The sequence below is a fragment of the Micromonospora sp. ZG13 genome (assembly GCF_059359355.1).
In genome coordinates, this window is record NZ_JCADBQ010000014.1 from 1 (window position 1) to 26,312 (window position 26,312).

The 26,312-nt window shown below is 75.6% G+C and carries 25 protein-coding genes; 13 read left to right on the forward strand and 12 right to left on the reverse strand.

The annotated features are described in order from the left end of the window. Positions 1-278: 278 nt before the first annotated feature. Positions 279-1,118, reverse strand: a complete 840-nt coding sequence (locus AC5L34_RS23620) for a DedA family protein (RefSeq protein ID WP_441176937.1) — start codon at positions 1,116-1,118, stop codon at positions 279-281. A gap of 100 nt (positions 1,119-1,218) precedes the next feature. After that, positions 1,219-4,632 carry an ATP-binding protein gene (locus AC5L34_RS23625; protein WP_441176938.1) on the reverse strand — a complete coding sequence of 1,138 codons (3,414 nt, stop codon included), beginning with the start codon at positions 4,630-4,632 and terminating at the stop codon, positions 1,219-1,221. 169 nt (positions 4,633-4,801) lie between these two features. On the opposite strand from AC5L34_RS23625, the gene AC5L34_RS23630 reads away from it, so the two are divergent. Next, entirely contained in the window at positions 4,802-5,680 is an 879-nt protein-coding gene (locus tag AC5L34_RS23630; protein WP_441176939.1) for an alpha/beta fold hydrolase, read from the forward strand. Positions 5,681-5,807: 127 nt separating this feature from the next. Further along, entirely contained in the window at positions 5,808-6,680 is an 873-nt protein-coding gene (locus AC5L34_RS23635; RefSeq protein ID WP_441176940.1) for an MOSC domain-containing protein, read from the forward strand. Positions 6,681-6,686: 6 nt separating this feature from the next. Here AC5L34_RS23635 and AC5L34_RS23640 read toward each other — a convergent pair whose 3' ends face one another. From AC5L34_RS23640 to AC5L34_RS23655, 4 genes are all read right to left on the reverse strand, one after another. After that, a complete protein-coding gene (locus AC5L34_RS23640) occupies positions 6,687-8,228 on the reverse strand; it encodes a serine/threonine-protein kinase (protein WP_441176941.1) in 1,542 nt (513 codons plus the stop codon). Positions 8,229-8,357: 129 nt separating this feature from the next. Continuing rightward, complete coding sequence (locus AC5L34_RS23645) at positions 8,358-9,206, reverse strand: SAM-dependent methyltransferase (protein ID WP_089000717.1); 849 nt, start codon at positions 9,204-9,206, stop codon at positions 8,358-8,360. Between the two features lie 105 nt (positions 9,207-9,311). Then, a complete protein-coding gene (locus AC5L34_RS23650) occupies positions 9,312-10,199 on the reverse strand; it encodes a Sco1979 family transcriptional regulator (protein ID WP_101409482.1) in 888 nt (295 codons plus the stop codon). 128 nt (positions 10,200-10,327) lie between these two features. Next, a complete protein-coding gene (locus tag AC5L34_RS23655; protein WP_089000719.1) occupies positions 10,328-10,567 on the reverse strand; it encodes a DUF397 domain-containing protein in 240 nt (79 codons plus the stop codon). A 260-nt stretch (positions 10,568-10,827) separates the two neighbouring features. Here AC5L34_RS23655 and AC5L34_RS23660 point away from each other — a divergent pair, with 260 nt between their 5' ends. Both AC5L34_RS23660 and AC5L34_RS23665 read left to right on the forward strand, forming a co-directional pair. After that, a complete protein-coding gene (locus AC5L34_RS23660) occupies positions 10,828-11,478 on the forward strand; it encodes a GGDEF domain-containing protein (RefSeq protein WP_089003535.1) in 651 nt (216 codons plus the stop codon). A 118-nt stretch (positions 11,479-11,596) separates the two neighbouring features. Then, positions 11,597-12,247 (forward strand): flavodoxin family protein, encoded by a 651-nt coding sequence (locus AC5L34_RS23665; RefSeq protein ID WP_441176942.1) that lies wholly within the window; start codon positions 11,597-11,599, stop codon positions 12,245-12,247. Between the two features lie 3 nt (positions 12,248-12,250). Here AC5L34_RS23665 and AC5L34_RS23670 read toward each other — a convergent pair whose 3' ends face one another. Continuing rightward, entirely contained in the window at positions 12,251-12,733 is a 483-nt protein-coding gene (locus tag AC5L34_RS23670) for a type II toxin-antitoxin system PemK/MazF family toxin (RefSeq protein ID WP_089000721.1), read from the reverse strand. Between the two features lie 89 nt (positions 12,734-12,822). On the opposite strand from AC5L34_RS23670, the gene AC5L34_RS23675 reads away from it, so the two are divergent. From AC5L34_RS23675 to prfH, 5 genes are all read left to right on the forward strand, one after another. Continuing rightward, the gene (locus AC5L34_RS23675) at positions 12,823-13,425 is read left to right on the forward strand and encodes a DUF4291 domain-containing protein (protein ID WP_441176943.1); all 603 of its coding nucleotides are present in this window, start codon (positions 12,823-12,825) and stop codon (positions 13,423-13,425) included. Further along, positions 13,422-14,117, forward strand: coding sequence for a hypothetical protein (locus tag AC5L34_RS23680; RefSeq protein ID WP_441176944.1), 696 nt, complete (start codon positions 13,422-13,424; stop codon positions 14,115-14,117). Before AC5L34_RS23675 ends, AC5L34_RS23680 begins: the two co-directional genes overlap by 4 nt. A gap of 216 nt (positions 14,118-14,333) precedes the next feature. Then, a complete protein-coding gene (blaOXA, locus tag AC5L34_RS23685; protein WP_441177000.1) occupies positions 14,334-15,167 on the forward strand; it encodes a class D beta-lactamase in 834 nt (277 codons plus the stop codon). A 213-nt stretch (positions 15,168-15,380) separates the two neighbouring features. Beyond that, entirely contained in the window at positions 15,381-16,556 is a 1,176-nt protein-coding gene (locus AC5L34_RS23690; RefSeq protein WP_441176945.1) for an RNA ligase RtcB family protein, read from the forward strand. Further along, entirely contained in the window at positions 16,553-17,224 is a 672-nt protein-coding gene (gene prfH, locus AC5L34_RS23695) for a peptide chain release factor H (RefSeq protein WP_441176946.1), read from the forward strand. The genes AC5L34_RS23690 and prfH overlap by 4 nt, the downstream gene beginning before the upstream one ends. Here the strand turns inward: prfH and AC5L34_RS23700 are convergent. Together AC5L34_RS23700 and AC5L34_RS23705 are read right to left on the reverse strand one after the other, a co-directional pair. Beyond that, the gene (locus tag AC5L34_RS23700; protein ID WP_441176947.1) at positions 17,221-17,799 is read right to left on the reverse strand and encodes an AAA family ATPase; all 579 of its coding nucleotides are present in this window, start codon (positions 17,797-17,799) and stop codon (positions 17,221-17,223) included. The two genes, prfH and AC5L34_RS23700, sit on opposite strands and share 4 nt — an antisense overlap. Positions 17,800-17,940: 141 nt before the next feature. Continuing rightward, complete coding sequence (locus AC5L34_RS23705; RefSeq protein WP_441176948.1) at positions 17,941-19,575, reverse strand: BCCT family transporter; 1,635 nt, start codon at positions 19,573-19,575, stop codon at positions 17,941-17,943. Positions 19,576-19,898: 323 nt separating this feature from the next. Between AC5L34_RS23705 and AC5L34_RS23710 the strand changes: the two genes are divergently transcribed. After that, positions 19,899-21,167 carry a hypothetical protein gene (locus tag AC5L34_RS23710; protein ID WP_441176949.1) on the forward strand — a complete coding sequence of 423 codons (1,269 nt, stop codon included), beginning with the start codon at positions 19,899-19,901 and terminating at the stop codon, positions 21,165-21,167. Positions 21,168-21,186: 19 nt separating this feature from the next. On the opposite strand, the gene AC5L34_RS23715 is transcribed toward AC5L34_RS23710, so the two are convergent. The 3 genes from AC5L34_RS23715 to AC5L34_RS23725 form a co-directional block, all read right to left on the reverse strand. Continuing rightward, the gene (locus tag AC5L34_RS23715; RefSeq protein WP_441176950.1) at positions 21,187-22,122 is read right to left on the reverse strand and encodes a TauD/TfdA family dioxygenase; all 936 of its coding nucleotides are present in this window, start codon (positions 22,120-22,122) and stop codon (positions 21,187-21,189) included. Positions 22,123-22,239: 117 nt separating this feature from the next. Further along, on the reverse strand, positions 22,240-22,998 hold the full coding sequence (locus AC5L34_RS23720) for a thioesterase II family protein (protein ID WP_441176951.1): 759 nt from the start codon (positions 22,996-22,998) through the stop codon (positions 22,240-22,242). 244 nt (positions 22,999-23,242) lie between these two features. Beyond that, positions 23,243-23,629 carry a DUF2267 domain-containing protein gene (locus tag AC5L34_RS23725; protein ID WP_441176952.1) on the reverse strand — a complete coding sequence of 129 codons (387 nt, stop codon included), beginning with the start codon at positions 23,627-23,629 and terminating at the stop codon, positions 23,243-23,245. A gap of 138 nt (positions 23,630-23,767) precedes the next feature. Between AC5L34_RS23725 and AC5L34_RS23730 the strand changes: the two genes are divergently transcribed. From AC5L34_RS23730 to arsB, 3 genes are all read left to right on the forward strand, one after another. Further along, complete coding sequence (locus AC5L34_RS23730; protein WP_441176953.1) at positions 23,768-24,451, forward strand: arsenate reductase/protein-tyrosine-phosphatase family protein; 684 nt, start codon at positions 23,768-23,770, stop codon at positions 24,449-24,451. Beyond that, complete coding sequence (locus AC5L34_RS23735) at positions 24,448-25,107, forward strand: arsenate reductase ArsC (protein ID WP_441176954.1); 660 nt, start codon at positions 24,448-24,450, stop codon at positions 25,105-25,107. Before AC5L34_RS23730 ends, AC5L34_RS23735 begins: the two co-directional genes overlap by 4 nt. A 94-nt stretch (positions 25,108-25,201) precedes the next feature. Further along, complete coding sequence (arsB, locus tag AC5L34_RS23740) at positions 25,202-26,311, forward strand: ACR3 family arsenite efflux transporter (protein ID WP_441176955.1); 1,110 nt, start codon at positions 25,202-25,204, stop codon at positions 26,309-26,311. Position 26,312: the final 1 nt, after the last annotated feature.

The window sequence follows — 26,312 nt, forward strand, 5'->3', positions numbered from 1 at the left end:
CTACTCGGTCGTACGCATCATGTAACCACCCCACCCCCGCCACGATTCCGCCCCCACGATGCCCCCGACCACACCCCCAAACCGAACACCCCGCCCACCCCCGGACCCGCCCAGCACAGCCAGCCGCACTCCCCGCACGCCACCACCGAAACCGGACACGCGACGCAGATGGGCGTGATCGTGACCGGTGGAGATCTTGGTAGTTTCGCGCCCCTGGAGGGGCACTTTCCTACCAAGATCTCACGGGACCCAGACACGGTCCGGCACGCGCCTGAGGCTCAGCGGGACAGGTCGCGGTCCGGGGCCTGCGCGTCGGAGTAGACGCTGCGGTAGATCGTGCCCCGCCCCGTCGGGTCCGGCGCGTACGGCAGCGGAGCGGGCTCGACGGGCGGGGCAAGGCCGACGGGCGGGGCGGAGTCGACGGGCGCGGCGGGGTCGACGGGCGCCGTGCCGCGCCGGGCCCGGATGATCCGGGAGACCACGAACCAGCCGGCGGCCGCCACGCAGGCCACGATGACCACCTTCTGCAGCACGCCGGCGTAGCCCTCGACCAGGTGCCAGTTGTCGCCGAGCAGATAGCCGGCCATCACGAAGGTCGTGTTCCAGATCAGGCTGCCGAGCGTCGTGTAGACCGCGAACGTCCACACCGGCATCCGCTCCACGCCGGCCGGGATGGAGATCAGGCTACGGAAGATCGGAATCATCCGGCCGAAGAAGACGGCCTTCACCCCGTGCCGCAGGAACCACTCCTCGGTGCGGTCCACGTCGCTGAGCTTGACCAGCGGCAGCCGCTGCGCGATCGCCCGGACCCGTTCCCGGCCGAGCACGGCGCCGATCCAGTAGAGGGCCAGTGCCCCGAGCAGCGAGCCGAGGGTGGTCCAGAAGATCGCGCTGACCACGCTCATCCGGCCCTGACCCGCGACGAATCCGGCCAGCGGGAGGATCACCTCGCTGGGGATCGGCGGGAAGAGGTTCTCCAGGGCCACGGCCAGACCCGCGCCGGGACCGCCGAGCCGCTCGACCAGACCGATGACGAAGCCGATCAGTCCGTCCTCGGGTGGCGCGGCCTCCGCGGTGTCGGTGCCGGAGGCGAGCAGGGCGTGCGCGGTACGAATCATGGCCCCCACGCTACGAACCGTTCCTGAGAGTCCGCCACGGGGCCGGCCCTCCCGGGCGGCGGGCGGCCCGTGGCGGCGGGCGCGGAAGGCCGGGAGGCGCCTAGCGGGCGGCCCGGGCGGCGACCGCACGGGCTGTCCGGCGGTGCGCGGCGGCCTCGTCGGCGCGCCCCATCGCGGCGGCGAGGTCCGCGAGGTGCCGGGCCACCGGGCCGAGGGTCAGCACGCCGCTGCCGGCGCCGGCCAGCTCGTCGGCGGCCGGGACGAGCGCGGCGTACGCCTGCCGCATCGTGTCGTGGTCGTCGAGGGCGAGGGCGGCGCGGGCAGCGAGGCAGAGCCGGGCCTCGCGCAGCAGGTCGTGCGGCGAGTCCGGAACGGCGCGCAGCGCGGCGGCGGCCTCGCCGCGCCGACCGGCGGCGAGCAGGACCAGGGGGCGCGCCCAGGGTTCGTACGGCCCGAAGTCAGCCGCGCCCCCGGCGGTCCCCTCCGGCTGCGGCGCGGTCGGCCGCAGGCACAGCAGCGCCAACGCGAGCAGCCCCTGCTCCATGCCGGGCATCCCGCCGCCGGTGAGCCGGGCCTGCGCCGCCCGGTAGGCGGCCTCCGCCTCGTCCGGCTGCCCGGCGATCGCCAGTCGCAGGGCGGCGTACCAGCTGGTGAAGACGCCGACCAGCGGCAGGTCGTAGCGCTGCGCGAGGCGTTCGGCGGCGCGGGCGTGCGCGTCCGCGGCCCCGAGGTCGGCCAGCGCGCAGCGTGCCTGGAGAAGGACGAGGTGGCCGAGTACCTCGAAGCTCACCAGCCCGTGCCGACCGGCCAGCTCGACCAGTTCGGCGCCGATGCGGGCGCGCTCGCCGGCGAGGCCGGCCCGGCCGAACGTGTGCAGGAGGCGGGCGTTGAGCGCGTGGGCGAGCAGCGCCGGATGCGACAGCCGTCGGGCGATCGCCTCCGCCTCGCACGCGGCCCGGTGACCGTGGTCGGTGGTGGTGCCGCGCAGTTCGAGGGCGAGGGTGCTCAGCAGCCGGCTGCGGCGTTGCGGATCGCCGTCGCCGAGCGCGGCCAGCGCCCGCTCGGCGGCCCGGGCGACCTGGCGGGAGAGGCGTTCGTCGTCGTTGCGGGTCCAGACGGCCGGGACGTCGAAGGCGGCGAGGACATCGCCGGTCAGGGTGGCGTCGTCGAGTTCGACGGCGGTGGCGAGGGCCGTGGAGCGCAGTCGCCGCGCCTCGTCGAGGTGGCCGGTGACGGCGAGCGCGCGGCCCAGCCCCATGACGGCGTCCAGCCGCCCCCGTACGTCGCCGTCGCCGGCCCGGTCGTGGGCGGACAGCGCCTGACGCCACAGCCGGGCCGCCTCGTGCGGCTGGAAGCGGCGTTCGGCGCGCCCGGCGGCCGCCCGGGCGTAGCGTGCGGCGCGGGGTGCGGTGGCGCGGGTCGCCGCGAGGGCGAAGTGGTGGGCGAGGGCGGTGACGTCGTGCGGGTCCAGCCGCTCGACCGCCTCGCCGGCCGCGGCGTGCCAGCGGGCCCGGCGCGGCGCGGACAGGTCGCCGTAGAGGGTGTCGCGCACCAGGATGTGGGTGAACCGCAGCCGCCCGTCGGCGCCGTACTCGGTGAGGAATCCCGCGGCCAGGGCGAGATCGAGACCGTCGAGGACAGACGGGGTGTCGCCGGCGAGGGCGGCCAGCAGGTCCGGGTCGACGTCCCGGCCGAGCACGGCGGCCTGCCGCAGCAGCGTACGGACCTCGTCCGGCAGCCGGGTCAGCCGGTGGCGGATGACGTCGCGTACGCCCGTCGGCACCTCGTGCAGGGCCGCGCCGCCCCCGGTGGCGAGCAGCCGCGCCAACTCCCGTACGAAGAACGGGTTCCCGCCGCTGCGGCGGTGGATCAGGCGCACCGCGGACGGCTCCAGCTCCTGCCGGGCGACCGCCCGGGCCAGGTCCCCGGTCGCGGGCTCGGCCAGGCCGCCCAGGTGCACCCGGACCGGTTCGACGCGGGCGAAGCGGGCCAGCGCGGCGGTCAACTCGGGGGTGATCTCGGCGGTGCGGTACGTGCCGACGATCAGCACCGGACCGGTCACCGGCTCCGGCTCGCCGACCAGGGCGGTCAGCAGGTCCAGGGTGTCGGCGTCGGCGCGGTGCAGGTCGTCGACGACGAGCAGCACCGGTCCCCGCCCGGCGGCCGCCGAGACCAGCGAGGCGGCGGCGCGACGGAGCCGGAACCGGGCCACCGCCGGGTCCACCGCGTCCACCCCAGAGCCCGCCGCGTCCACCTCCGGGTCCGCCTCGTCCGCCGCTCGGCCCGCCGCGTCCACCCCCGGGCCCGCCGCGGCGGGCCCCGGCTGTGCGGCACCGGGGGCGGACGCGGTGAGCGCGGCGGTGATCCGGGCCCAGGGCCAGGCGACCGGGGCGCCGTCGTACTCCGGGCTGCGGCCCCACGCGGTCGTCCAGCCGGCGGCGGCCAGGTCCCGGGCGAGGGCGTCGGCGAGCGCGGTCTTGCCCGCGCCCGGCTCGCCCGAGACGAGGGCGAGCGCGAGGCTGCCGTGCCCGGCGACGTGGGCGGCGGCCTGCCGCAGGGCAATCAGCTCCCCGTCCCGCCCGACGAACGGGCGCTCGTCAGGCGGGACCGCCGCGCCGGCCGGCATGGGCGCGGCCGCTCCGGCACCCACCACGGGCGCGGCCGCCCCGGCGCCCACCACGGGCGTCGCCGCCCCGGCGCTCACCACGGGCGCGGGCACCACAGGCGGGATCAGTTCCGGCGCCTGGGCGAGGATGTCCGCCTCCAGCCGGCGCAGCCGCGGGCCCGGGTCGACGCCGAGTTCCGTGAGCAGGGTGTCGCGCGCCTGCCGCAGCGCGGCAAGCGCCTCGCCCTGGCGGCCCGACCGGTACAGGGCGGTGGCCAGCAGCCGCCAGGCGTCCTCCCGCAGCGGGTGGCCGGCCGTGTGGGCCCGTAGTCCGGCGGCGGCCTCGGCGGCCCGGTCGAGCGCCAGCAGCGCCTCCGCCCGCCGCTCGAGGACCAGCATCCGCAACTCGTCGAGCCGGTCGATCTCCGCGCGGGCCCAGGGCTGGTCCGCGAACTCCGCGTACGCCGGACCGCGCCACAGGCCCAGTGCCTCGTCGAGGCGACGCAGCGCGGGTACGGCGTCGCCGGCCGTCAGCAGTTCGCCGGCCTCGCCGGCCGCTGCCTCGAACCGCCAGGCGTCCACGGCGTCCGGGGCCGCGCGCAGCGCGTAGCCGGGCGGGGCGGTCACCAGCAGGCGGGCGGGTTGCCGGGCCGCCCGGTCCGGTTCCAGGGCGCGGCGCAGGTCGGCGACGAACGTGCGGATCGCCCCCACCGCGCCGTCCGAGGGCCTCTCCCACAGGTCCCCGACGAGCCGCTCGACCGGTACGACCCGGCCCCGGGCGACGAGCAGGCGGGCCAGCACGGCGCGGTGGCGGGGGCCCTTCAGCGCGACAGGTCCGGCGTCGCGCACCGCGCGCACCGGTCCCAGCACGCCGAAGGCCACCGCGTCCGCCGCCGGGTGCCTGGTCATGGCACCAATCTAGGCAGGCCCCGCCGGCCGGGTGCCCGGGGCCGGCACCGCGCGGCACTCATCCGTCGCTGACCGGTCGCTGATCGCCCCCGGGCACGCTCGGTGCCGGACGACGTGGTCCCCGGACCACCGCACCCGCCGCGAGGGCGGCACCACAGGAAGGCCCACCATGCACCCGACGATCAGCGGATTCGAGCACCGACGCGTCACCGTCGCCGACGGCGTGACGCTCAGCGCGGCCGTCGCCGGTTCCGGCAGCGCGGTCGTGCTGCTGCACGGCTTCCCGCAGACCCACCTCATGTGGCGGCACGTCGCCGCCGATCTCGCCGCCGACCACACCGTGATCTGCCCCGACCTGCGCGGCTACGGCGACAGCGACAAGCCGGCCGACACGGACGGGACCGCGTACTCGAAGCGGACCATGGCCGCGGACGTGGTCGCGCTCGCCCGGGCGCTGGGCCACGAGCGGTTCGCCCTCGCCGGGCACGACCGCGGCGCCCTGGTCGCCGTCCGCGCCGGCCTGGACCACCCCGGGACGGTCACCCACCTGGCCGCGCTGGACGTGCTGCCCACCCTCGACATGTGGGACGTCATGCGCGGCGTCTCCGCCGCCGTCGGCTTCCACCTCTACCTGATGGCCCAGCCCCCGGGTCTGCCCGAGCGGCTGATCGGGGCGAGCGCGGACGCCTTCTTCGGCCACTTCCTCGACGCCTGGACCCGCGACCCGGACGCCATCCCCGCCCAGGTGCGGGCGGCGTACCTGCGGGCGTCCCGGGAGGCGGTGCCTTCCATCGTCGCCGACTACCGGGCCTCCGCCGGGATCGACGTCGCGCACGACCGCGCCGACCGGGCCGCCGGCGCGACGCTGCGGATGCCGGTGAGCGTGCTGCAACAGGACTGGGGTGCCGCCCTCGGCTACGACGCGGCCGCGCTGTGGCGGGCCTGGGCACCCGACCTGGAACACCGGACGGTCACCTGCGGGCACTTCATGGCCGAGGAGGCGCCCACCGAGGTCGTCGCCGCCCTGCGCGCCCTGCTGGCCCGGTAGCGCCGGGCGACGCCCCCGGCCGCGGTGCCCGCCCGCCCCGGACCGGTCCCAGGGGTCGGATCCGGTCCGGGGACCGTCACGCCGCGCCGGGGCGATCCGGTGGCGGCAACCGCACTAGGGTGACCCCGTGACGACGCGCACCACGATCGCCGACGCGGCCCCGGTCGGCGCGGTGACCGGCCGGCTGGCGCAGCTGTGGCGCTATCCGGTGAAGTCGATGCTGGGCGAGCGGCTGCCCGCCGCCGACGTCGGCCCGGCGGGCGTGGCGGGCGACCGGCGGCTGGCCCTGCGACACCGGGGCACCGGGCGGGTGGCCAGCGCGAAACACCCCCGGCTCTGGCGTGGCCTGCTCGCGCTCCACGCGACCGGCGCCGCACCCGGGCCCGTACGCATCACGCTGCCCGACGGGCGGGCCGTGTCCAGCGTCGACCCCGACGTCGACGACGTGCTGTCGCGGGTGCTCGACGCCCCGGTCACGCTGATCGACCGGCCCCCCGCCGGGGCGGTGCTGGACCGGGCCGACCCGGACGCGGTGCTGGCCGCCGGCCTCACCGCCGAGGTCCCGGTCGACGCCAGTCCGCTCGGGGCGGCGGCGCCGGGCACCTTCTTCGACTTCGCCCCGGTGCACCTGGTCACCACGGCCACGCTGGCCCGGGTGGCCGCCGAGCTTCCGGCCGGCACCGTCGAGGCGGTCCGCTACCGGCCCAACCTCGTGCTCGACGTCGACGTGGACGGCTTCGCCGAGAACGACTGGGTCGGCCGCGAGCTGCGGATCGGCCCGGAGCTGGTGCTGCGGGTGCTCGCCCCGACCCCACGGTGCGCGGTGCCGACCCTGGCGCACGGGCCGCTCCCCCGGCAGGGCGAGGCGCTGCGCGTACCGGCCCGGCTCAACCGGGTGGCGCCGCTGCCGCAGCTGGGCCCACAGCCGTGCGTGGGGGCGTACGCGCAGGTGGTCCGAAGCGGTCGGGTGGTGCAGGGCTCGACGGTCGAGGTCGCCTGAGCAGGCTCAGTCGTCGTCCTCGTCGTCGTTCCGCGGCCCCGTGTCGACCCGGTCGAGCAGGGCGTCGAGTCGCGCCGCCGTGTCCGGCGGGATCTGCCCCTCCTCGGCGGCCTCGGCGAGGCGCTCCCGCAGCTGTTCGACCCGCTTGGCCCGGTCCTTCTGCTTGCCCCGGCTCAGGTCGGCGAGCTTGTCCCGCAGCCCCTCGACCGTCTTGCGGTCGATCTCGCCGCGTGCCTGCGCCCAGGCGAGCACCGCGGCGAACTCCGCGATGAACTGCGGCAGGCCGACCGGGTCGGGTCGCGCGGTCGCCGGCGGCGGGGCGGCGGTCGTGGCCGGCGGTCGCGTCGGTCTGGCCGACGTCGGCTCGCCGCCCGGCGTGCCGGTGGTGGGGGCCGCCGCCGGTGGTGGGCTCGCGCCGTCGGGGAGCACGATCGCCCCGACGAGCCCGACGAGCAGCGCCACGCCGACGGCGACCAGCGCGGTGACGGGCCTGTTCCGTGTCGCCCGCGCGTCGGTGGCCGGGACACCCCGGCCGGTACGGGCGGCCACGGCTTGGTGCCCGCCGGCCGGGGCGGGGTACGGCACCCCCGCGCGCCCGGACGCCGGCCCCGGCAGCGCGCGGTCGGGCCCCGGCAGCGCGCGGTCGACCAGGGTCGGCGGGTGCGCGGGGCTCCCGGGCAGGGGCGGCAGGACAGCCGTCGGCGGGTTGGCCGACGTCGACGCGCCCAGACGGGCGGAAAGCTCAGCGGCGCTCGGCCGGCGCGTCGGGTCGGTGGCGAGGCAGGCCAGGGTCAGCTCGGCGACGTCGGCCGGCAGCCCCGGCGCCCGCGGGGGCGGCACCGGCCGGTGCCCGGCGTGCACCTCCAGCGCGTCCTCCCAGGTCTGCACGGGCAGCGGGGCCCGGCCGGTGAGGGTGCGGTAGAGCAGCGCCCCCAGGGCGTAGACGTCGCTGGCCGGGTTCGGCGGCCCGGGCCGCATCCGCTCCGGGGCGAAGTAGGCGGGGGTGCCCATCAGCAGCTCGCCGGTCTGACCGGCGCGCGGATGGTGCGGACCGGCGAGCGCGGCGATGCCGAAGTCGAGCACCTTGGCGCCGGTCTCGGTGAGCATGACGTTGCCGGGCTTGACGTCGCGGTGCACAACGCCGATGCGGTGGGCGGCGGCGAGCGCGCCGGCGACCTGGGCGGCCATCCGTACCGCCTCCGACCAGGGCAGCGGGCCGGAGGCGAGCCGGTCGGCGAGGTTGTGCCCCTGCACCAGCTCCATCACCAGGTACGGCACGACCATGCCGCCGTCGAGGGTCGCCTCGCCGTAGTCGTACACCTGGGTGACGTGCGGGTGGGTGAGCCGCGCGGCGGCGCGGGCCTCGCGCTGGATGGTGGCCCGCAGCTGCGGGTCGGTGGCGAACTGACGGGTGAGGGCCTTGACCGCGACGGGGCGGTGCAGCACCTCGTCGTCGGCGCGCCACACCTCGGACATTCCGCCGAGACCGATGCGCTCGCGCAGGACGTAGCGGTCGTGCAACCGCAGGGCGGGCGAGAACGGCGACATAGCCCTTCAGTCTGCCCTGCCGGCGGGGGCGACCACCAGCGCGGTGCCCGTCCGCCGGCCGAGCTGAACGACGAGGTGCAGCGCACGCACGACGCCACCAGCGCCGGTCGTCCCCGACGCGGGCGCGGGTCAGGGCTTGCGGGCCACCCCTGCGTACATGCTGACCTCGGCCGCCGTCGGCCGCGGCTGCGGGGCGTCCTCGGCACGCCACTCGGCGACGGAGGTGATGCCGGGCTCCACCAGCTCCAGCCCTGCGAAGAAGCGGGTGAACTCGGCCCGGGTGCGCAGGTTGATCAGGCCGTGCGGCCCGTCGCCCCGGGCCGCCTCCTTCGCCTCCTGCGCCACCTGCGGCGGCAGGTAGTCGTGGGTGGCGTGCGAGGCCGCCAGGAAGCTGCCCGGCGGCAGCGCGTCGAGCAGCCGCGTGACCACGGCGTACGGGTCGTCGTCGTCGCCCACGAAGTGCAGGATCGCGACCAGCATCAGGGCCACCGGCCGGGACGGGTCGATGGTGCGCAGCAGGTCCGGGTGGCGCAGGATGCGCTCCGGGTCGCGCAGGTCGGCGTCGATGTAGGCGGTGGCGCCCTCGGGCGAGCTGGTCAGCAGCGCCCGGGCGTGCGCGAGCACGATCGGGTCGTTGTCGACGTAGACCACCCGCGACTCGGGGGCGACGGCCTGGGCGACCTCGTGGGTGTTGTCGGCGGTCGGGATGCCGGTGCCGATGTCGAGGAACTGGCGGATGCCCGCCTCCCGGGCGAGGTGCCGCACCGCCCGCTGGAGGAAACGCCGGTTCTCCAGGGCGGCGGTGCGGATCGTCGGGAAGGACGCCGCCACCATGTCGCCGGAGTCCCGGTCGGCCTGGAAGTTGTCCTTGCCGCCGAGCCAGTAGTTGTACCGGCGCGCGGGGTGGGCCACCGAGGTGTCGATGCGGTCGCTGGGGCTGGCGGGGCCGGACGTCGTGCCCGGGGCATCGGTGGTCAAGGCAGCCTCCACGACTCTGCGCCCCGCGAGCGGGGGCGTCCGTCCACTGTCGCCGGTCGGCGACCATGGTAGCCGCAGCCCCGACCGGACGACGCCCGGCCGTGCTCACCCCGGATAGAGGTCGTCCAGGATCCCGCCGAGGATCTCGGGCGTACGCTCCGGCGGCTCCGCCTCCACGCAGAGTCGCTCCATCGCCACCGCGTAGTAGTCGAGGTCGTCGCGCTTGTCGAGGTAGAGCGCGCTGGTGAGCTGTTCGATGTAGACGACGTCGGGCAGTTCCTGGTCGCCGAAGCGCAGGATGGTGAAGGCCCCACCGGCGGCGGCGTGCCCCCCGGCGGCGAACGGGATGACCTGGAGCCGGATGTTCGGCGACTTGGTCGCCTCGATCAACGCCGCCACCTGGTCACGCATCACCCGGGGGCCGCCGATCGGCCGGCGCAGGGCGGCCTCGTCCACCACCGCCCACAGCTGCGGCGGGCGCTCGCGGTGCAGCAACCGCTGGCGCTGCATGCGCAGGGCGACCCGGCGCTCGATCTCCGCCGGCGCGGCCCGCCCGTGCCCGAGCAGCACCACCGCGCGGGCGTACTCTCGGGTCTGGAGCAGGCCCGGGACGAACTGGACCTCGTAGCTGCGGATGAGCACCGCGGCCGCCTCCAGCCCCAGGTACGACTGGAACCAGCTCGGCAGCACGTCGCCGTAGCGGTGCCACCAGCCCGGGCTGTTGGCGTCGCGGGCGAGCTTGAGCAGCGCCTCCCGTTCCTCGGACGCGGTGACGCCGTAGAGGGTGAGCAGGTCCGCGACGTCGCGCTCCTTGAAGCCGACCCGGCCCAGCTCCATCCGGCTGATCTTCGACTCGGACGCGCGGATCTCCCAGCCGGCGCCCTCCCGGGTCACCCCGCTGGACTCGCGCAGCCGGCGCAACTGGGCACCGAGCAACATGCGCAGCACGGTCGGGCCGGTCCCCGGACCGCCCTCGGCGGGACCCATCGCCACAGCCGACCTCCACACGCCGGTTCAGGTCGGCCAGGTGCCCTCGCGCGGCCGACGTGTAAGCATGCCATGAACCGTGAGTGAGGTGAACTTCCTCGGTGCGGACAATCCGCCCCGCCGACGGGACGCGGTCAGGCGATCAGATCGTCGAAGTCGCCGTCGCGGGCGCCGAGCACGAAGGCGGCGATCTCGTCGACCGTGTAGATCAGCGCCGGCCCCTCGGGGTGCCGGGAGTTGCGCATGGCGATGCCGGCGCCGCCCGGCAGTTCGGCCAGCTCGACGCAGTTGCCGCTGGGGTTGCTCCGGCGACTCTTCTGCCAGCGCAGCGGGGGCAGCTGGGTGGTGGGAACGCCGTTCGGAGGCTGTTGCATGGGCGTCTTTCTCTCGCGAGCCCCGCGACGCCGGCCGCAGCGGCTCGGTGAGGGGCGCACGGCATCGACGATGGGCTTCCTGCACGTGCATCTGCTATTGCATCTGCATCGGACAGCGAGCATGATAACGCACGTGAACGGTACCCATCCGTTCACTGAGAGTTACCGAACCTGGGCCGCCACCAGGGCGGAGAGGACCTGGCGCGGGCGTGGACCGCCGCGTGCCGGGGCCGGGAGTCATCGTGGTGATGGGAGGTCTCGTGCCGGATCCGTTGACCATCGCGTCCGGCATCTGTGCCGCCGGGGCACTCGTCACCTCCTGGCAGCTGCGGCGCCGCGCGATCGAGGCCGAGGCCGAGATCAGGCACCTCCAGGCCGAGCTTGCCGCCGAGCGGCACGCCGCCAGCCACGACCCGCTGACCGGCCTGCCCAACCGCCGCGCCTTCTACCGCCTGGCCGCCACCCTGCTCACCGACGCGGCCGGCCAGCCGCTGATCGCCGTCGTGCTCGACCTCGACGACTTCAAGCAGATCAACGACCGCTACGGGCACGCCGCCGGCGACCAGGTGCTGGTCAGCGTCGCCCAGCGGCTCGCCGCCTTCGCCGGGGACAACCTGGTCGCCCGGCTCGGCGGCGACGAGTTCGCCGGGCTGCTCACCAGCCCCACGATCGACCGGCGGTGGATCGAGCACGCCACCCGGCGGCTCTGCGACAGCCTCGCCGCCCCGATCCCGCTGGGCGGGCTCAGCGTCCGGGTGACCGCCTCCGTCGGGCTCGCCCCCGTCACCGGGCCGGCGCAGCTCACCGAGGCGCTCGACCGGGCCGACGCCGCGATGTACCGGGCCAAGAGCCTCGGGGTGGCCCGCCCGCCCCGCCAACTCGTCGACACCGCCCACCTCGCGGAGTGCTGAGCGGGCCGGCCCGCCCCGACGGACCGCCGACCGGGCGCGAGGCGTTTCCACGTGTCCCGCGACGGCCGGCGGGTATGCCGGCGGGGTCAGCGCCGCACCGGCCGGAAGGGGAACCACCGTGGCGAGCATCCGGGCCCTGGTCCTGAACTGCACCCTCAAGCGGTCCCCCGCCCCGTCGAGCGCCGAGGTGCTCGGGCGCGAGGTGCTCGACGCCCTCGCCGAGCAGGGGGTGGCGGGCGACCTGGTCCGGGTCGTCGACCACGACGTGCGGTTCGGGGTCTCCACCGACGAGGGCGACGGCGACGGCTGGCCGGCCATCCGGTCCAAGCTGATGGCCGCGCGGATCCTCGTCATCGCCACGCCGATCTGGCTCGGCCAGCCGTCCGCGGTGTGCAAGATGGTCCTCGAGCGGCTCGACGCCGAGCTGTCCGAGACCGACGCCGAGGGCCGGCTGCTCACCTACGGCAAGGTCGCCGGGGTCGCGGTCGTCGGCAACGAGGACGGCGCGCACCACACCATCGGCGAGGTGCAGCAGGCCCTCAACGAGGTCGGCTTCACCTGCCCCGCGGCGGGCGCCACCTACTGGGTCGGCGAGGCGCTGCACAAGGTGGACTACATCGACGCCCGCCCCAAGCCCGACACCACGGGACGCACCACGAAGGCGCTGGCGCTCAACAGCGCGCACCTGGCCCGACTCCTGGCCGCGCAGCCGTACCCGCCGCCGGACGCCCACGACGCCGCGGTCGGCCCGAGCCGCGAGCCGGCCTGACGTTCAGCGCCAGCCGTAGCCGGCCCGCAGGGCCTGCCCCACCCGGTCGAACCGGGCCCGGTCCAGCACCGCGCCCTCGCGGCGGATGCCGTCCTCCCGCATGGTCAGTACGCGGTCCAGCCGCACCCAGCTCGGCCGGTTGTCCCGGTCCCACTCGCCCGGACCGAGCGCGAGCCAGTGCCGCTGCCCGTCACGCTCGCTCTGGCTGGACAGCATCAGCCCGAACAGCGTCCGGCTGTGCCGGCCCACCACCAGCACCGGGCGGTCCTTGCCCTGCCGCGGGTCGTCCTCGTACGGCACCCAGGTCCAGACGATCTCCCCCGGATCGGCGTGCCCGTCGCGCTCCGGGGCGTACGCCAGTTGCCGGCGCTGCAACGCGGCGACCTGGCGGGGACGGGCGACCTGCGCCGGGCCCGGCCGGGGCCGACGCGGCGACGGGATGACCCCGCCGATGCGGGCCGCCACACTCCTGAGAAGTCCTGCCACGACCGGCAGCCTATCCCCCACCGGGACCGGCGGCCCGGTGGGGACAATCCGGTGGACCGGGCCCGGGGCGAGCCGTCAGGATCGGCGCCATGCCGGTTCCCCCGCACCAGGTCCGTGCCCGTCACACCGCCGACACCGTCACCGTGTACCAGGCGTACCCGCCGGAGATCGCGGGTCCGGCGCTGGCCGCCGGCCGCTTCGTGCCGCCGTTCAAGCGGGAACGGATGACGTGGATCAAGCCGTCGTTCCGCTGGATGATGTACCGCTGCGGATGGGGCGCGAAGCCCGGGCAGGAGCGGGTGCTGGCCGTCGAGATCACCCGCGCCGGCTTCGAGTGGGCGCTGGCCAACTCGTGCCCGAGCAGCTTCGACCGCGACCTGTACCCCGACCGGGAGACCTGGTCGGGGCGGTTGCGGGCCTGCCCCGTGCGGGTGCAGTGGGACCCGGAACGGTCGCTGCGCCTGGCCCCGCTGCCGCACCGGTCCCTCCAGGTCGGGCTCGGCGGCGAGGCGGTGCGGCGCTACGTCGACGAGTGGCTCGTCGGTCTCACCGACGTGACCCCGACCGCCCACGCGGTGCGTGCGGCGCTCGACGCGGGCGACGACACCGCCGCCGAGGCGCTGCTGCCGCCGGAGCGCCCGTACCCGCTGCCGCCCGAGGTGGCCGCCGTGATCGGCGCGTCCGCACCGTGACCGGACCCCGTACCCCCGGCGGGCGCGCCGTCGGGTCCCGGTCCGCCTCCACCCGCCACGCGCCACGGCTCCAGCCGGTGCTCGAGGTGGGTCGCCTCGACGACTTCCCGCTCTGGCCGGTGGCCGACGTCGGGCCGTGGCTGGCGCTCTCCGAGGCCCTGACCGCCGCCGAGGTGGGCGCCGCCGTGGCCCGGATCGCGGCGTACAACCACCTCGACGACCGCACGGTGTGGCCCGGGGACGACGACCCGCTGACCGCCGTGCTGCCGGTGGTGGCGGCCGACCCGGAGCCCGGCTCCCTGGTGGTGCCCGGCGGTCTGCGCCTCACCGACCCAACGACGGGGGCGCGGATCGACCCGGGCTGCTGCAGTGGCCTGGAGGACTGGCGCGAGTGGTACGAGATCCCGGCCGGCCGCTCACCGAACCTGGGCCACGACCCCGACCCCTGGGTGGAGCAGCGCCCCGACGGCACGGTCCGGGTGTGGGCGGACGAGGAGGGCGGTTCCTGGGTGGACGCTGACCTCGATGAGCTGACGGGGCTCGTCGACGGCGTCCGGGCGGACCTGGCCGGGTTCCTGCGGGCGCTGCGGAGCTGGGCCGACGACGTCGTTCCCGCCGGCGCGGACGAGCTGGTCGCGAACCTGGACCGGCACCTGCGGGTGTCGGAACCGGACGCCCCGGCGAGGCCGTGAGCCGACCGGCGGCGCGGGGCGGTCGGGCGGCGCCGTAGCGCCCTGGCACGTGCTTCACTGGGGTGTCGGTGCCGGCACGGACGGAGGCGGTGGCGGGTGGTCTTCGAGACACGGGCGGGGAGCCTGGCCGCGCCGCCGACGGCGGGCGGCCCGGGCGCCCGGCCCCGGCGACGGGTCGCGGGTGCCGCGGCCGTCGCCCTGCTCCTGCTGGCCGGCGTGACCGGCTGCACCGGCAGCGGGCGTTCGCAGCCGCCGCCGGCCGACGCCGCGTCCGCCACCGCCGCCACGGGTCCGTCCCCCACGCCGACCGCGCCGGCGGTCGAGGTCCGCGACGACCTGGCGGGCCTGTTCCGGCAGGCCGGCCTCCGGGGCACCTTCGTGATGTACGACGTGACGGCCGGACGCGTGGTCATGGTCGACCGGGAGCGGGCCGAGCGGCGCTTCGTCCCCGCCTCGACGTTCAAGATCGCGCACAGCCTGATCGCGCTGGAGACCGGCGTGGTGCGCGACGATCGGGAGAAGGTCCCGTACGGCGGCGGGCCGCAGCGCGTCGCCGCCTGGGAGCGGGACATGGGGCTGCGCGACGCGGTCCGGGTCTCCAACGTGCCGGTGTTCCAGGAGCTGGCCCGCCGCATCGGCCCGGACCGGGAACGGGAGTGGCTGCACCGGCTCGGCTACGGCAACGGCGAGGTCGGGCCGGCCGTGGACCGGTTCTGGTTGAGCGGGCCGCTGGAGATCTCGGCCGACGAGCAGGCACGGTGGCTGGCCCGGCTGGCCCGGGGCGAGCTGCCGGCCGACCGGGGGCACCAGGCCACCGTCCGGGACATCCTGCGCCTGGAGCGCACCGGCGGGTACGCCCTGTACGGCAAGACCGGCTGGACGGACGCCACCGACCCGGGCACGGGATGGTGGGTCGGCTGGGTCGAGCGCGGCGACCGGCTGTACTGCTTCGCGCTGAACGTGGACGTCCGCGCGGACGGCGACGCCGACAAGCGCCTGCCGCTGGGCCGGCAGCTGCTGCACCGCCTCGGCGCCCTGCCCGCCCCCTGACCGCCGCACGCCGTCGCGACGACCAGGGGCTGCTGGCAGGGCGTCGCACAGGTCGCCGGTGCGGCGGAAAGTCGGTTGCCGCGGACGGTCGGCTCCGGAATCGTGTCGGTCATGACGTTCTGACGGGCAGCATCCCCATCGCCGAGGCGCGCGGCACCGACCGGTGTCGTGGTGCCGTCCGTCCATTCCCGTTTCCGCGAGAAGCGAGCGTCCTTGTCTCAGCACCAGTTCCTGCCGCAGTCCACCCCGGCCACCGTCGCCGTGTTCGCCTCCCCCACGAGCTGGATCGAGTCCGACGCCCTGGCGCAGTGCCAGCAGGTGGCCGCCCTCGACGGCATGGTCCACGTCGCCGCCATGCCGGACCTGCACCCGGGCAAGGGCGCCCCCATCGGCGCCGCCATGGCCTCGACCGTGCTGTACCCGTTCCTGGTGGGCTCCGACATCGGCTGCGGCATCGCCGTGTTCCCGGTCAGGCTCAAGCGTGCCGTGCCGGAGCGGCTCGCCGCCCGCTTCCCCGACCTCGACCGCCCGCTCGACCCCGAGCGGGACGCCGACGACCCCGCCTGGGCCGTCCTGCACGGCGATATCCCCGCCGGGCACACCGAAGGACTCGCCACGGTCGGCCGGGGCAACCACTTCGTCGAGCTGGCGCGCGTCGGGACGGTCTTCGAGCCGGGCCACGCGGGCCGCCTCGGGCTCGACGCCGGCGACCTCGTGCTCGTCGTGCACTCCGGTTCCCGGGGGCTGGGCGAGCGCATCCTGCGGGCGCACACCGAGACCCACGGCGCGGGCCCCGCCCCTGACCCGGCGGCCTACCTGGCGGCGCACGACGACGCCGTACGGTGGGGCTCGCTCAACCGGCGGCTGCTGGCCGCCCGGGTCGCCCACGCCCTGGGGGCCGAGCCCACCGCGCCCGTCGTCGACCAGTGCCACAACCTGGTGGAGGTCCGCGACGGGCTCTACCTGCACCGCAAGGGTGCCGCCCCGGGCGACGGCCGCGACGTGCTCGTCGCCGGCACCCGGGGCACCCCCTCCTACCTGGTGGCCGCCCATGCCGGCCCGGAGGCCAACCACTCGGTGGCGCACGGCGCGGGTCGCAAGATGTCCCGCGCGGACGCCCTGCGGCGCAGCCGGGCCAAGCACACCGTCGAGGAACTGCGCCGCACCCCCGTGGGTTCGCTGGTGGTGTGTGGCGACCGCCAGTTGCTCTTCGAGGAGGCGCCCACGGCCTACAAGCGCATCGAACGCGTGGTCGACGACCTCGTCGAGCACGGCCTGGCCACCCCGGTGGCCACCACCGTCCCCCTGGTCACCTACAAGACGCCGGACGTCGGCTCCGCCGCCCGGCCGGACCGTCGGGACGGCCGCCGCAGGCGGGGCCGGCCGTGAGCACGCACCTGCTGATGTCCGCCGGGCGCGGCCCGCAGGAGTGTGCCTGGGCGCTGGCCCGGCTGCTGCGCCGCCTGGAGGCCGACGCCGCCCGGCGGGGCCTGACGACCCACCGGGTCGAGACGGTGCCCGGCGACCGGCCCGGCACCTTCCGGTCGGCCCTGATCCGGATCGACGGGGGCGACGTCCAGGCGTTCACCGCCTCGTGGACCGGCACCCTGTGCTGGCAGGCCCCCAGCCCCTACCGGGCGGGCACCGGCCGGAAGAACTGGTACGTCGTCGCCCGACCGTGCCGGCTCGACAGCCCGGTCACGACGTTCGCGGAGGCGGACGTCGACATCGTGGCCTGCCGCACCGGCGGGCCGGGCGGCCAGCACCGGAACAAGGCCAGCACGGCGGTGCGCGCGACCCACCGGCCCTCGGGCCTCGTGGTCGTGGTCGACACGGAACGGCAGTTCAGCCTGAACCGCCGCCTCGCCCTCCAGCTGCTGCGGCAGCGCATCGCGCGCGGCGACGAGGCCGCGGGGCGCGCCGTCGTCGCCGCGCGCTGGCGCATCCACGACGAACTCGTCCGTGGCGACCCCACCCGCGTGGAGCGCCCGGAGCCGTCGGAGCGGGAGGCGGCCCCGACACGTCCACCGCCGACCCGACGAGGCCCCGCGTCCTAGGCGAGGCAGGCGAGGAGGTCCCGGTAGGCCTCGTCCTCCCTGCCGTGCTCGCTGCGCACCACCCGCGTGCCGGGCCGGGCGGCCACGACCGTGAGCAGCCGGTCGTACATGCCCGCCAGCTCCGTGGCCCCGCCGTGGCGGTCGAGCAGGCGCTGGGCGTCGAGATGCGCCGGGTCGCTGGAGGTACGGCTGCGCTCGGCGAAGCGCCGCAGCGCGTTCTGCTTGTCGTCGAGCAGCACGATCTCGTGGAAGTCCGCGCCGGTGTCGTGCGCGACGCGCTCGGCCTGCTCGATGAACTCGATGCGGCCGAGGAACTGCGGGACGATCACGTCGTGGCGGCCGGCCAGGTGCGCCCGGGCCGCCGCCAGGGCGACGCTACGGGCGAGCAGCCCGGCGGGACCGGCATGGTCACGCCACCGGCCGACGAGGTCACGGATCCGGTCGATGTCGAGGTCGAGCGCGAGCGGGTGATCCTCGACGTAGCGGCGGGCCAACGTCGACTTGCCGCAGCCGGGCGGGCCGTTGAGCACGATCAGGCGCGGCGCCGACGCGGCGGCCGGCGGAGCCTGCGTCACGGCGTGCCTCCTCGCTCGGCCCGGCGGAGCCCGCGTGGCACCGCCCGTACGGACGCCCACGATCGTACGTCCACCCGCCGGGGGTCGGGCCCGGCGCGGCGCGGGCCGGCCCGGTTCGGGACGGCCCGCGCCCGCTGGCGGTCAGGAAGCGTCGGGGTCCGTGGGCGCCGGTCGTGCGGTGGCCGAGACGAGGGCGCGCAGTTGCGGGGCCATCGTGGCGCTGTCCGGTTCGCGCCGCAGCTCGCGGAGCAGCCCGACCACCATCCCGACCATCACGAACAGGAACGGCAGGGCGGCCAGGATCGTCAGCGACTGGAGGGCGGACAGCCCACCGGCGAGCAGCAGCACCGCGGCCACCAGGCCGGTCAGGACACCCCACATCGAGACCAGCCAGGCCTTCGGCTCCAGGTTGCCGCGCGAGGAGAGGGTGCCCATCACCACCGAGGCGGCGTCGGCGCCGCTGACGAAGAAGAGCGCCACCAGCACCATGACCAGGATCGCGGTCACGGTGAAGAACGGGAACTCCCGCAGCACCGCGAAGAGCGCCGCCTCCGGGCTCTCCTTCACCGCGGCCGACAGGTCGGTGCCGCCGAGTTGCAGGTCGACGGCGGTGCCGCCGAACACCGAGAACCAGACGATGCTGACGAGGCTCGGGACGGCCACCACGCCGAGGATGAACTGACGGATGGTGCGGCCCTTGGAGATGCGGGCGACGAAGGCCCCGACGAACGGGGTCCAGGAGATCCACCAGGCCCAGTAGAAGATGGTCCAGCCGGCCATCCACTGCTCGCCACCGAAGGCGCCGGTGCGGAAGCTCATCGGAACGAGGTTGGCCAGGTAGCCGCCCGTCGACGCGGTGAGCGTGTTGAGGACGAAGACCGTCGGGCCCACCACGAGCAGGAAGAACATCAACGCCACCGCGAGCACCATGTTGGTGTTCGACAGGAACTGGATGCCCCGCTTGACGCCCGTGACGGCGGAGACCACGAACGCCACGGTGAGCGCCGCGATGATGCCGATCGCCAGCGGGGTGGACTTCGGCACGTCCCAGAGGTTGGTCAGACCGCTGTTGATCTGGAGGGCGCCGAGGCCGAGGGAGACGGCCGACCCGAACAGCGTCGCGAGGATCGCGAAGACGTCGATGGCCCGGCCGGGCCCACGGCCGGCGCGCTCCCCGATGAGGGGGAAGAAGGCGCTGCTGATCAGACCGCGCCGGCCCTTGCGGAAGGTGAAGTACGCCAGCGACAGGCCCACGACGGCGTAGATCGCCCACGGGTGCAGTGCCCAGTGGAACAGGGAGTACTCCATGGCCACCCGGGCGGCCTGCGGGGTGTTCGGTTCGTTGAGGCCGCGCGGCGGTGTCGCCAGGTGCGACAGCGGCTCGGCGGCGCCCCAGAACATCAGGCCGATGCCCATGCCGGCGCTGAACATCATCGCGACCCACGAGACGGTGGAGAACTCCGGCTTGTCGTCGTCGCGGCCGAGCTTGATCCGGCCGTACCGGCTGCACGCCAGCCAGATCGAGAGCACCACGAAGCCGGTGCTGGCCAGTACGAAGACCCAGCCGAACGAGCGGACCACCCAGTCGAGCGCGGTGCCGCTGACCGAGGCCAGGCTGTCGGTGGCGACGATGCCCCATGCGACGAAGAGGACGGACACCACGGCGGCGACGCCCAGCACCGTCCGGTCGATGCCCTGCCGGGGGTGGCCCGGTTCGGGGGGTGCGCCGTCCGGCGGGGTGTCGTCGGTTGCCGGGCCTGTGGCGGACACGGTCATGGTCTGTGGACCTCCGTGGGCGTCCGGGCGCGCAGGGCGCGTTGCCGGCGCCGCGCGCCGGTCGGCCCGCATCTCGGGTTGTCCCGCGCCCCGTCTGGGCGCCCGGGAACTCGGACAGGTGTCGCTGGGCGCGCCGACGTCCACGGGCGGCTCGGGGAGCCGGCCGGAGTCCGACTGCCAGGGACGCCGGCGACGACCGGCGATTACTCTCGGCGTCGATGGTGGAGGAAACCCTGCGGTCTCATGACAGTGCTGTGACAAAACCCGGGGCGGCTCGCGACGGTGGTGGTGACGGCGGCCGGTCGAGCGGGCACAGTGGGGCGGTGACGACCGACATCCGTACGCCCCTGGCCCGTTACGCCGACCGCCTGCACGCCGTGACCGGCGACGGGCACCACGTCGCCTCCCCGCTCGGCGCGTGGCTGCTGCTGGCGCTCGCCGCGCCGGCCGCCACCGGTGCGACCCGCGCGGCGCTGGAGGAGGCGCTCGGCACCGACGCCAGGACCGCCGCCACGGCCGCCCACGCCCTGCTGGCGGCGCCGCATCCGCTGGTGCCCTCGGCGACCGCGTTCTGGCACCGGTCGGGACGCGCGAGCGCCGGGCTCGACGGGTGGCGGGGGACCCTGCCCGCGTCGACCGCGACCGGGGCGCTGCCGGAGCAGGCCGGGCTCGACGCGTGGGCCCGCGAGCACACGCTCGGGCTCGTCGAGGCGTTCCCGCTGACGGTCACGCCGCAGGTGCTGCTGGTGCTGGCCAGCGCGCTGGCCACCCGGGTCTCGTGGGCGACCCCGTTCGAGGTGGCACCGGCCGACGCGCTCGGGTCCGGTAGCGCCTGGGCCGGCGCGCTGCGCCGGGCGCTGCGCAGCCCGCGGTACGGCCACCGCTGCTGGATCGCCGACACCACAAGGGCCGGCACCGTCGCCGTGCACGCCGCCCCCGCCCGGCCGGCGCGGACCGCCGACGGCGCGGCCGGGCTGCTGGTGGTCTCCGTCGTCGCGGCGCCCGACGTGCCGGCCGGCGACGTCCTCGCGGCGGCCCACGAGCTTGCGGCGGTCGCCGCCGACACGCCGGAGGGGCACCTGCCGGCACGACGTTCCCTGTTCGACGTGCCGCTGGGCGAGGGCCCGCTGTGGACGCTGCGCGAGGAGCCGACCCGCACCAACGCGCCGGACGGCCGGGAGGAGCGGACGACGGCGGTGCTGCCCTGCTGGTCGGCCCGCAGCCGGCACGGGCTGAGCGCGCCCGGCCTGGGTTACCCGGCCGTCGCGCGGGTGTTCGGGGAGCTGCTGGACGAGCCGGGTCTGGAGTTCGAGGCGGCCCAGGCGGCGATGGCCCGCTACGGCCGGTACGGCTTCGAGGCGGCGGCCGTCACCGGGTTCGCCGCGACGCTCAGCCTGCCGCCGGAGGGGGTGGCCCGGGTCGCGGAGCTGCGCTTCGGCCACCCGTACGCCGTGGTGGCGGTCGCCACCGACGACCGGGCCGGCGGTGGGGCGCCCGGCCCGTGGCACGGGGTGCCGGTCTTCTCCGCCTGGGTCGCCGATCCGGAGGAGCTGCCGGAGGCCGACGTCGCCGACCGCTACGAGGACGCCTGAGGCGGGCGCCGGGCGGCCGTCAGGGGGTGTGCGGCTCGGCCATCGCGACGGCGATCCTGCGGGGGCCGGTGAACGGCTCCCGCCCGTGCGCGGCGGTCATGTTGTCCACGACGAGCACGTCGTCGCGCTGGTAGTCGAAGCGGACGCTCGCCGCCCGGTACGCGGACCGCAGGTGCTCCATGACGTCGGCGGGGATCTCGCCGCCGTCGCCGTAGTAGGTGTTGGCCGGCAGTCCCTCGGTGCCGAACATGGCCAGCAGCCCCTCCTGGAGGTCCCTGGACAGGGTGCTCACGTGGAAGAACGTGGCGTGGTTGAACCAGCGCGGGGTGTCCGAGCCGGGCCGGTGGTGCACCACGTCGCGCACCGCCCGGGTACGCAGCCCGTCGGCGCCCTGCCACTGCACCTCGATGCGGTTCGCCGCCGCGTACGCCTCGACCTCGGCGCGGTCCCCGGTGCCGAAGACGTGCTGCCACGGGGTGCCGAAGTCGCCGTGGAAGTTGCGTACCAGCATCCAGCGGCGGCGGACGAACTCCTCGCGTACGGTCGGGTCGATCTCGTCGTGGACCCGGCGGACGTCGGCCAGCGGGGTGGCGCCCCGCGTGTGCGGCGGGGTGAGGCAGTGGAAGAACAACGTCAGCGGCCAGCGGGCCTGGTACGAGTTCTCGTTGTGCAGGAAGATCTCCTCGTCCGGCGGGTAGTCGGTCGAGGTGTAGACCCGCCCGGCGATGGCGTGCCGGGGCGACGAACGCTCGGTGTAGGGCAGCGGCTCACCCGACAGCGCCCGTACCGCCCGGTCGAAGCCCTCGACGCCGCCCACGTCGAACCCGCGGAACAACAGGGCGCCGTGCGCCACGAGGCTCGCGCGCAGCTCCGCGCGGCGGGCGGCGATCAGCTCGGTCAGCTCGCGCCCGTCGTCCTCGACGACCACCGGCAGCGTGGCGCTCGGGTCACTCATGCTCTCGCTCCTGTCGTCGCCCGCCGACGTCGCCGACGTCGGCGGGACGGTGGTCCTGACGGCTCGTCGCCCGTCGGCGGGATCGTGGTCCTGACGGCGACGGCCGTGGCGGGGGGCTCACCCGAGGCGGCGGGTGGGCATGTCGGCGTGGGCGGCGGCGAGGTCCGCCCGGATCGCGGCGAGCAGCTCGGGCAGCCGCTCGTTGAGGAAGAAGTGCCCGCCGTCGATCTCGCGCAGGGTGAAGCCGGCGGCGCTGTGCTCCCGCCATCCGTCGCTGTGCTCCCGGCTGACGGTGTCGTCGTCGCGGCCGGCGAACGCCACGATCGGCATCGGCAGCGGCTCCTCGGGGGTGTAGCGGTAGTCGTCGACCTGCGCGAAGTCGGCGCGTAGCAGGGGCAGCAGCAGCTCGACCAGCTCGGGGTACTCCAGCAGCCCGGCCGGCAGTCCGCCGCCGGCCTCCAGGCGGCGCAGCAGCTCGTCGTCGGCCACCCGGGACAGCCCGTCGAAGTGGCTGGGGGCGCTGACGTGCGGGGCGCGGGCGCCGCCGACGTAGAGCCGCAGCGGCAGCGGACGTCCGGCGCGGCGCAGTTCGCGGACCACCTCGAAGCCGACCCGGCCCCCCATCGAGTGGCCGTAGATGGCGTACGGGCCGCGGATGCGCTCGGCGATGGCGTACGCGACGTCGGCGGCCCGGAACACGGGGTTCTCGCTGATCCGGTTCTCGCGGCCGGGCAGTTGCACCGGCAGCACCTCGACGTCGGGGGCGAGCCCGTCCTGCCAGCGCCGGAAGACGCTGGCGCCCCCGCCCGCGTAGGGCAGGCAGAAGAGTTGGACCGGCGCCGAGCGCCAGTCGCCGGCGGAGAGGAACCAGGTCACCGCGCGCCTTTCGTCGAAGGGGCCGTTCCGGTGGCGCTGTCGCCGGAACGGTGACGTCCGGTGCGGTGCGCCGGACCGACCCGGGGCGCGGCGCCCCGCGGGGGCACGGGCGGACTGCGATCGGGCCGCTCGCCATGCTCCCCGGGGGCCTCATGATCTGCCTATACCGTCACGTCGGAAGCAGCATAAGGCGCGCTGCCCGACCGCGATGATCCGCGTGCCGGGCGGGTGTCGGGGTGGCTGGTCAGGCGTCCGGTCGGGGGATCGGTTGGGTCATGCCGTCGAAGTCCCGGGGCAGCCGGGCCACCATGTCGCGGAACTCGTCGACGGTGACCGCCTCCCGCAGGGTGGCGAAGACGGCGCCGGTGCCGGCCCGGGCGGTGGCCTCGTCCACCCCGGCCCGCTCCCCCACCCGGCGTACGAAGTCCGCCGGCCCGGCCGCGCCCGCCGGGGCCGCGCCGGGACCGGGCTCGCCGAGATAGCCGTCCAGGTCGTCGGGGAGGCGGCCGGCGGCAGCGCCGCTCATCCGTTCCACCATCGTCTGCAACACGGCGCGGGCGATCGTGGCGGACTGCGCGGTGGGCAGCCCCGCGCGGCGGGACACCGCGTCGACGAATAGGGGAAACCGCACGGCAGCCTCCTGTCGTCACCGGCCCGGCGGTTACCCGCCCCCGGTGCCGGCAAACGGCCCCGCCGTGGGCGGGGCGTCCGGGTGCAGCACGCCACCCTCGCTTGACACCGGCGCGATAACTCAGCAAGTATTGAGTCAATGGACGCTGATGCTTCCCTCACCGCCCGCGCCCGGATCCACGCCGCCCTCGGCGACCCGGCGCGCCTGGCGATCGTGGACGCGCTGCTGCTGGGTGACTCCTCCCCCGGCGAGATCGCCCACGCCCTCGACCTGCCCACCAACCTGGTGGCCCACCACGTCAAGGTGCTCACCGACGCCGGCCTGGTCACCCGCACGCGCTCCGAGGGTGACCGGCGCCGCGCCTACCTGCGGCTGCGACCCACAGTGCTGTCGACGCTGACCCCGCCGCCGCTGGCCGACGTGGGCCGGGTGGTCTTCGTCTGCACCCACAACTCGGCCCGCTCCCAGCTCGCCGCCGCCCTCTGGACGCGGCGCACGCACGCCCCGGCCGCGTCGGCGGGCACCCGCCCGGCCCACCGGGTGCACCCCCGTGCCGTGGCGGTGGCCCGCCGCCACGGGCTGCGTCTCGACCCGGTCGGCACCGCCCACGTCGACGACGTCGTACGCGCCGAGGATCTGGTCGTCGCCGTCTGCGACAACGCGCACGAGGGCTTCACCGGTGCGGCCCGCCCCCGCCTGCACTGGTCGGTGCCCGACCCCGTCCGCGTCGACACAGACGAGGCGTTCGAGGCGGCATTCGCCGAGATCGAGGCCCGGGTCGAGCGACTCGCCCCCGCCGTCACCCCAGGAGCATCGCGATGACCGACACCCGTTCCCACCCGAATCTCGCCGTCGACCAGCAGGTCGCCCTGCGCACCGCGGCGACCCGGCTGGCCGCCGAGTTCGACGGCAGCTATGGCGCCGAGACCGTGGAGCGGTTCCTGCACGCCAGCTACGAACAGTTCGCCACTCTCGGCAGCGTCCCCCACTTCCTGCCCCTCCTGGCCGAGCGCTTCGCCCGACAGCGCCTGCGTGCGCTCGCCCGGGTCGAGGGGCACCACCGCGACGGCCGCCCGGTGGTCCTCTTCCTCTGCACGCACAACGCCGGTCGCTCGCAGATGGCGCTGGGCTTCTTCGCCCGCCTCGCTGGCGACGCCGCCGTGGCCTGGTCGGGCGGCAGCGAGCCCAGCACCGAGGTCAACCCCGCCGCCGTGGCGGCGATGGCCGAACGCGGCATCGACATCGCCGACGAATTCCCCAAACCCTGGACCGACGAGGTCGTCCGCGCCGCCGACGTGGTGGTCACCATGGGCTGCGGCGACGCGTGCCCCGTCTTCCCCGGCACCCGCTACGAGAACTGGGAGCTCGACGACCCCGCCGGCCTCGACCTGGCCGGCGTACGGCCTGTCCGCGACGAGATCGAGCGGCGGGTCCGCCGGCTGCTCGACCAGCTCGGCGTGCCGGCCACCCGCCTGTGACCTGCCCGCACGGACCATCGCCGCGTCCCACCGGGGGCGACGCGGCGGGTCCGACCGCTGACACGCCCCCACCGACGACCCGAACGGGAGCCCCGTGAGCACCACCACGCACGACGATCCGGCCGAGACGGCCGTGGTCGGACGCCTGTCCCGCCTCGACCGGTTCCTGCCGGTCTGGATCGGCCTCGCCATGGCGGCCGGCCTCCTGCTCGGCCGACTGGTGCCCGGCCTGGACAGCGCGCTCGACGCGGTGCAGATCGGCGGCGTCTCGCTGCCCATCGCCCTCGGCCTGCTGATCATGATGTACCCGGTGCTGGCCAAGGTCCGCTACGACCGGCTCGACTCCGTCACCGGCGACCGGCGGCTGCTGGTCTCCTCGCTGGTGCTGAACTGGGTCGTCGGGCCGGCGCTGATGTTCGCCCTGGCCTGGATCTTCCTGGCCGACCAGCCGGAGTACCGCACCGGCCTGATCATCGTCGGCCTGGCCCGGTGTATCGCCATGGTGATCATCTGGAACGACCTGGCCTGCGGCGACCGGGAGGCCGCCGCGGTGCTGGTCGCGCTCAACTCGGTGTTCCAGGTGCTCGCGTTCGGCGTGCTCGGCTGGTTCTACCTCGCGGTCCTGCCGGGCTGGCTGGGCCTGGAGGGCGCCGAACTGGCCGTGTCGGGCTGGGACATCGCCGGCAACGTGCTGATCTTCCTGGGCATCCCGCTGGCGGCCGGCTACCTCACCCGCCGCCTCGGCGAGCGGACCCGGGGCCGCGACTGGTACGAGCGCCGGTTCCTGCCGAAGATCGGCCCCGCGGCGCTGTACGGGCTGCTCTTCACCATCGTCGTCCTGTTCGCCCTCCAGGGCGAGGCGATCGCCGACCGACCGCTGGACGTCGCCCGTATCGCCCTGCCGCTGCTGGTCTACTTCGCGGTGATGTGGGCTGGCTCGTACGCCCTCGGCCGGGCGGTCGGCCTCGGCTACGCGCGCACCACGACGCTGGCCTTCACCGCCGCCGGCAACAACTTCGAGCTCGCCATCGCCGTCGCGATCGGCACCTTCGGCGTCACGTCCGGGCAGGCCCTGGCGGGCGTGGTCGGGCCGCTGATCGAGGTGCCGGTCCTGGTCGCCCTCGTCTACGTCTCGCTGTGGGCACGCCGCCGGTTCTTCCCGTCACCGGCCCCGGGCCGGCCGACCGTCTCCGCTTCGCGCTGAA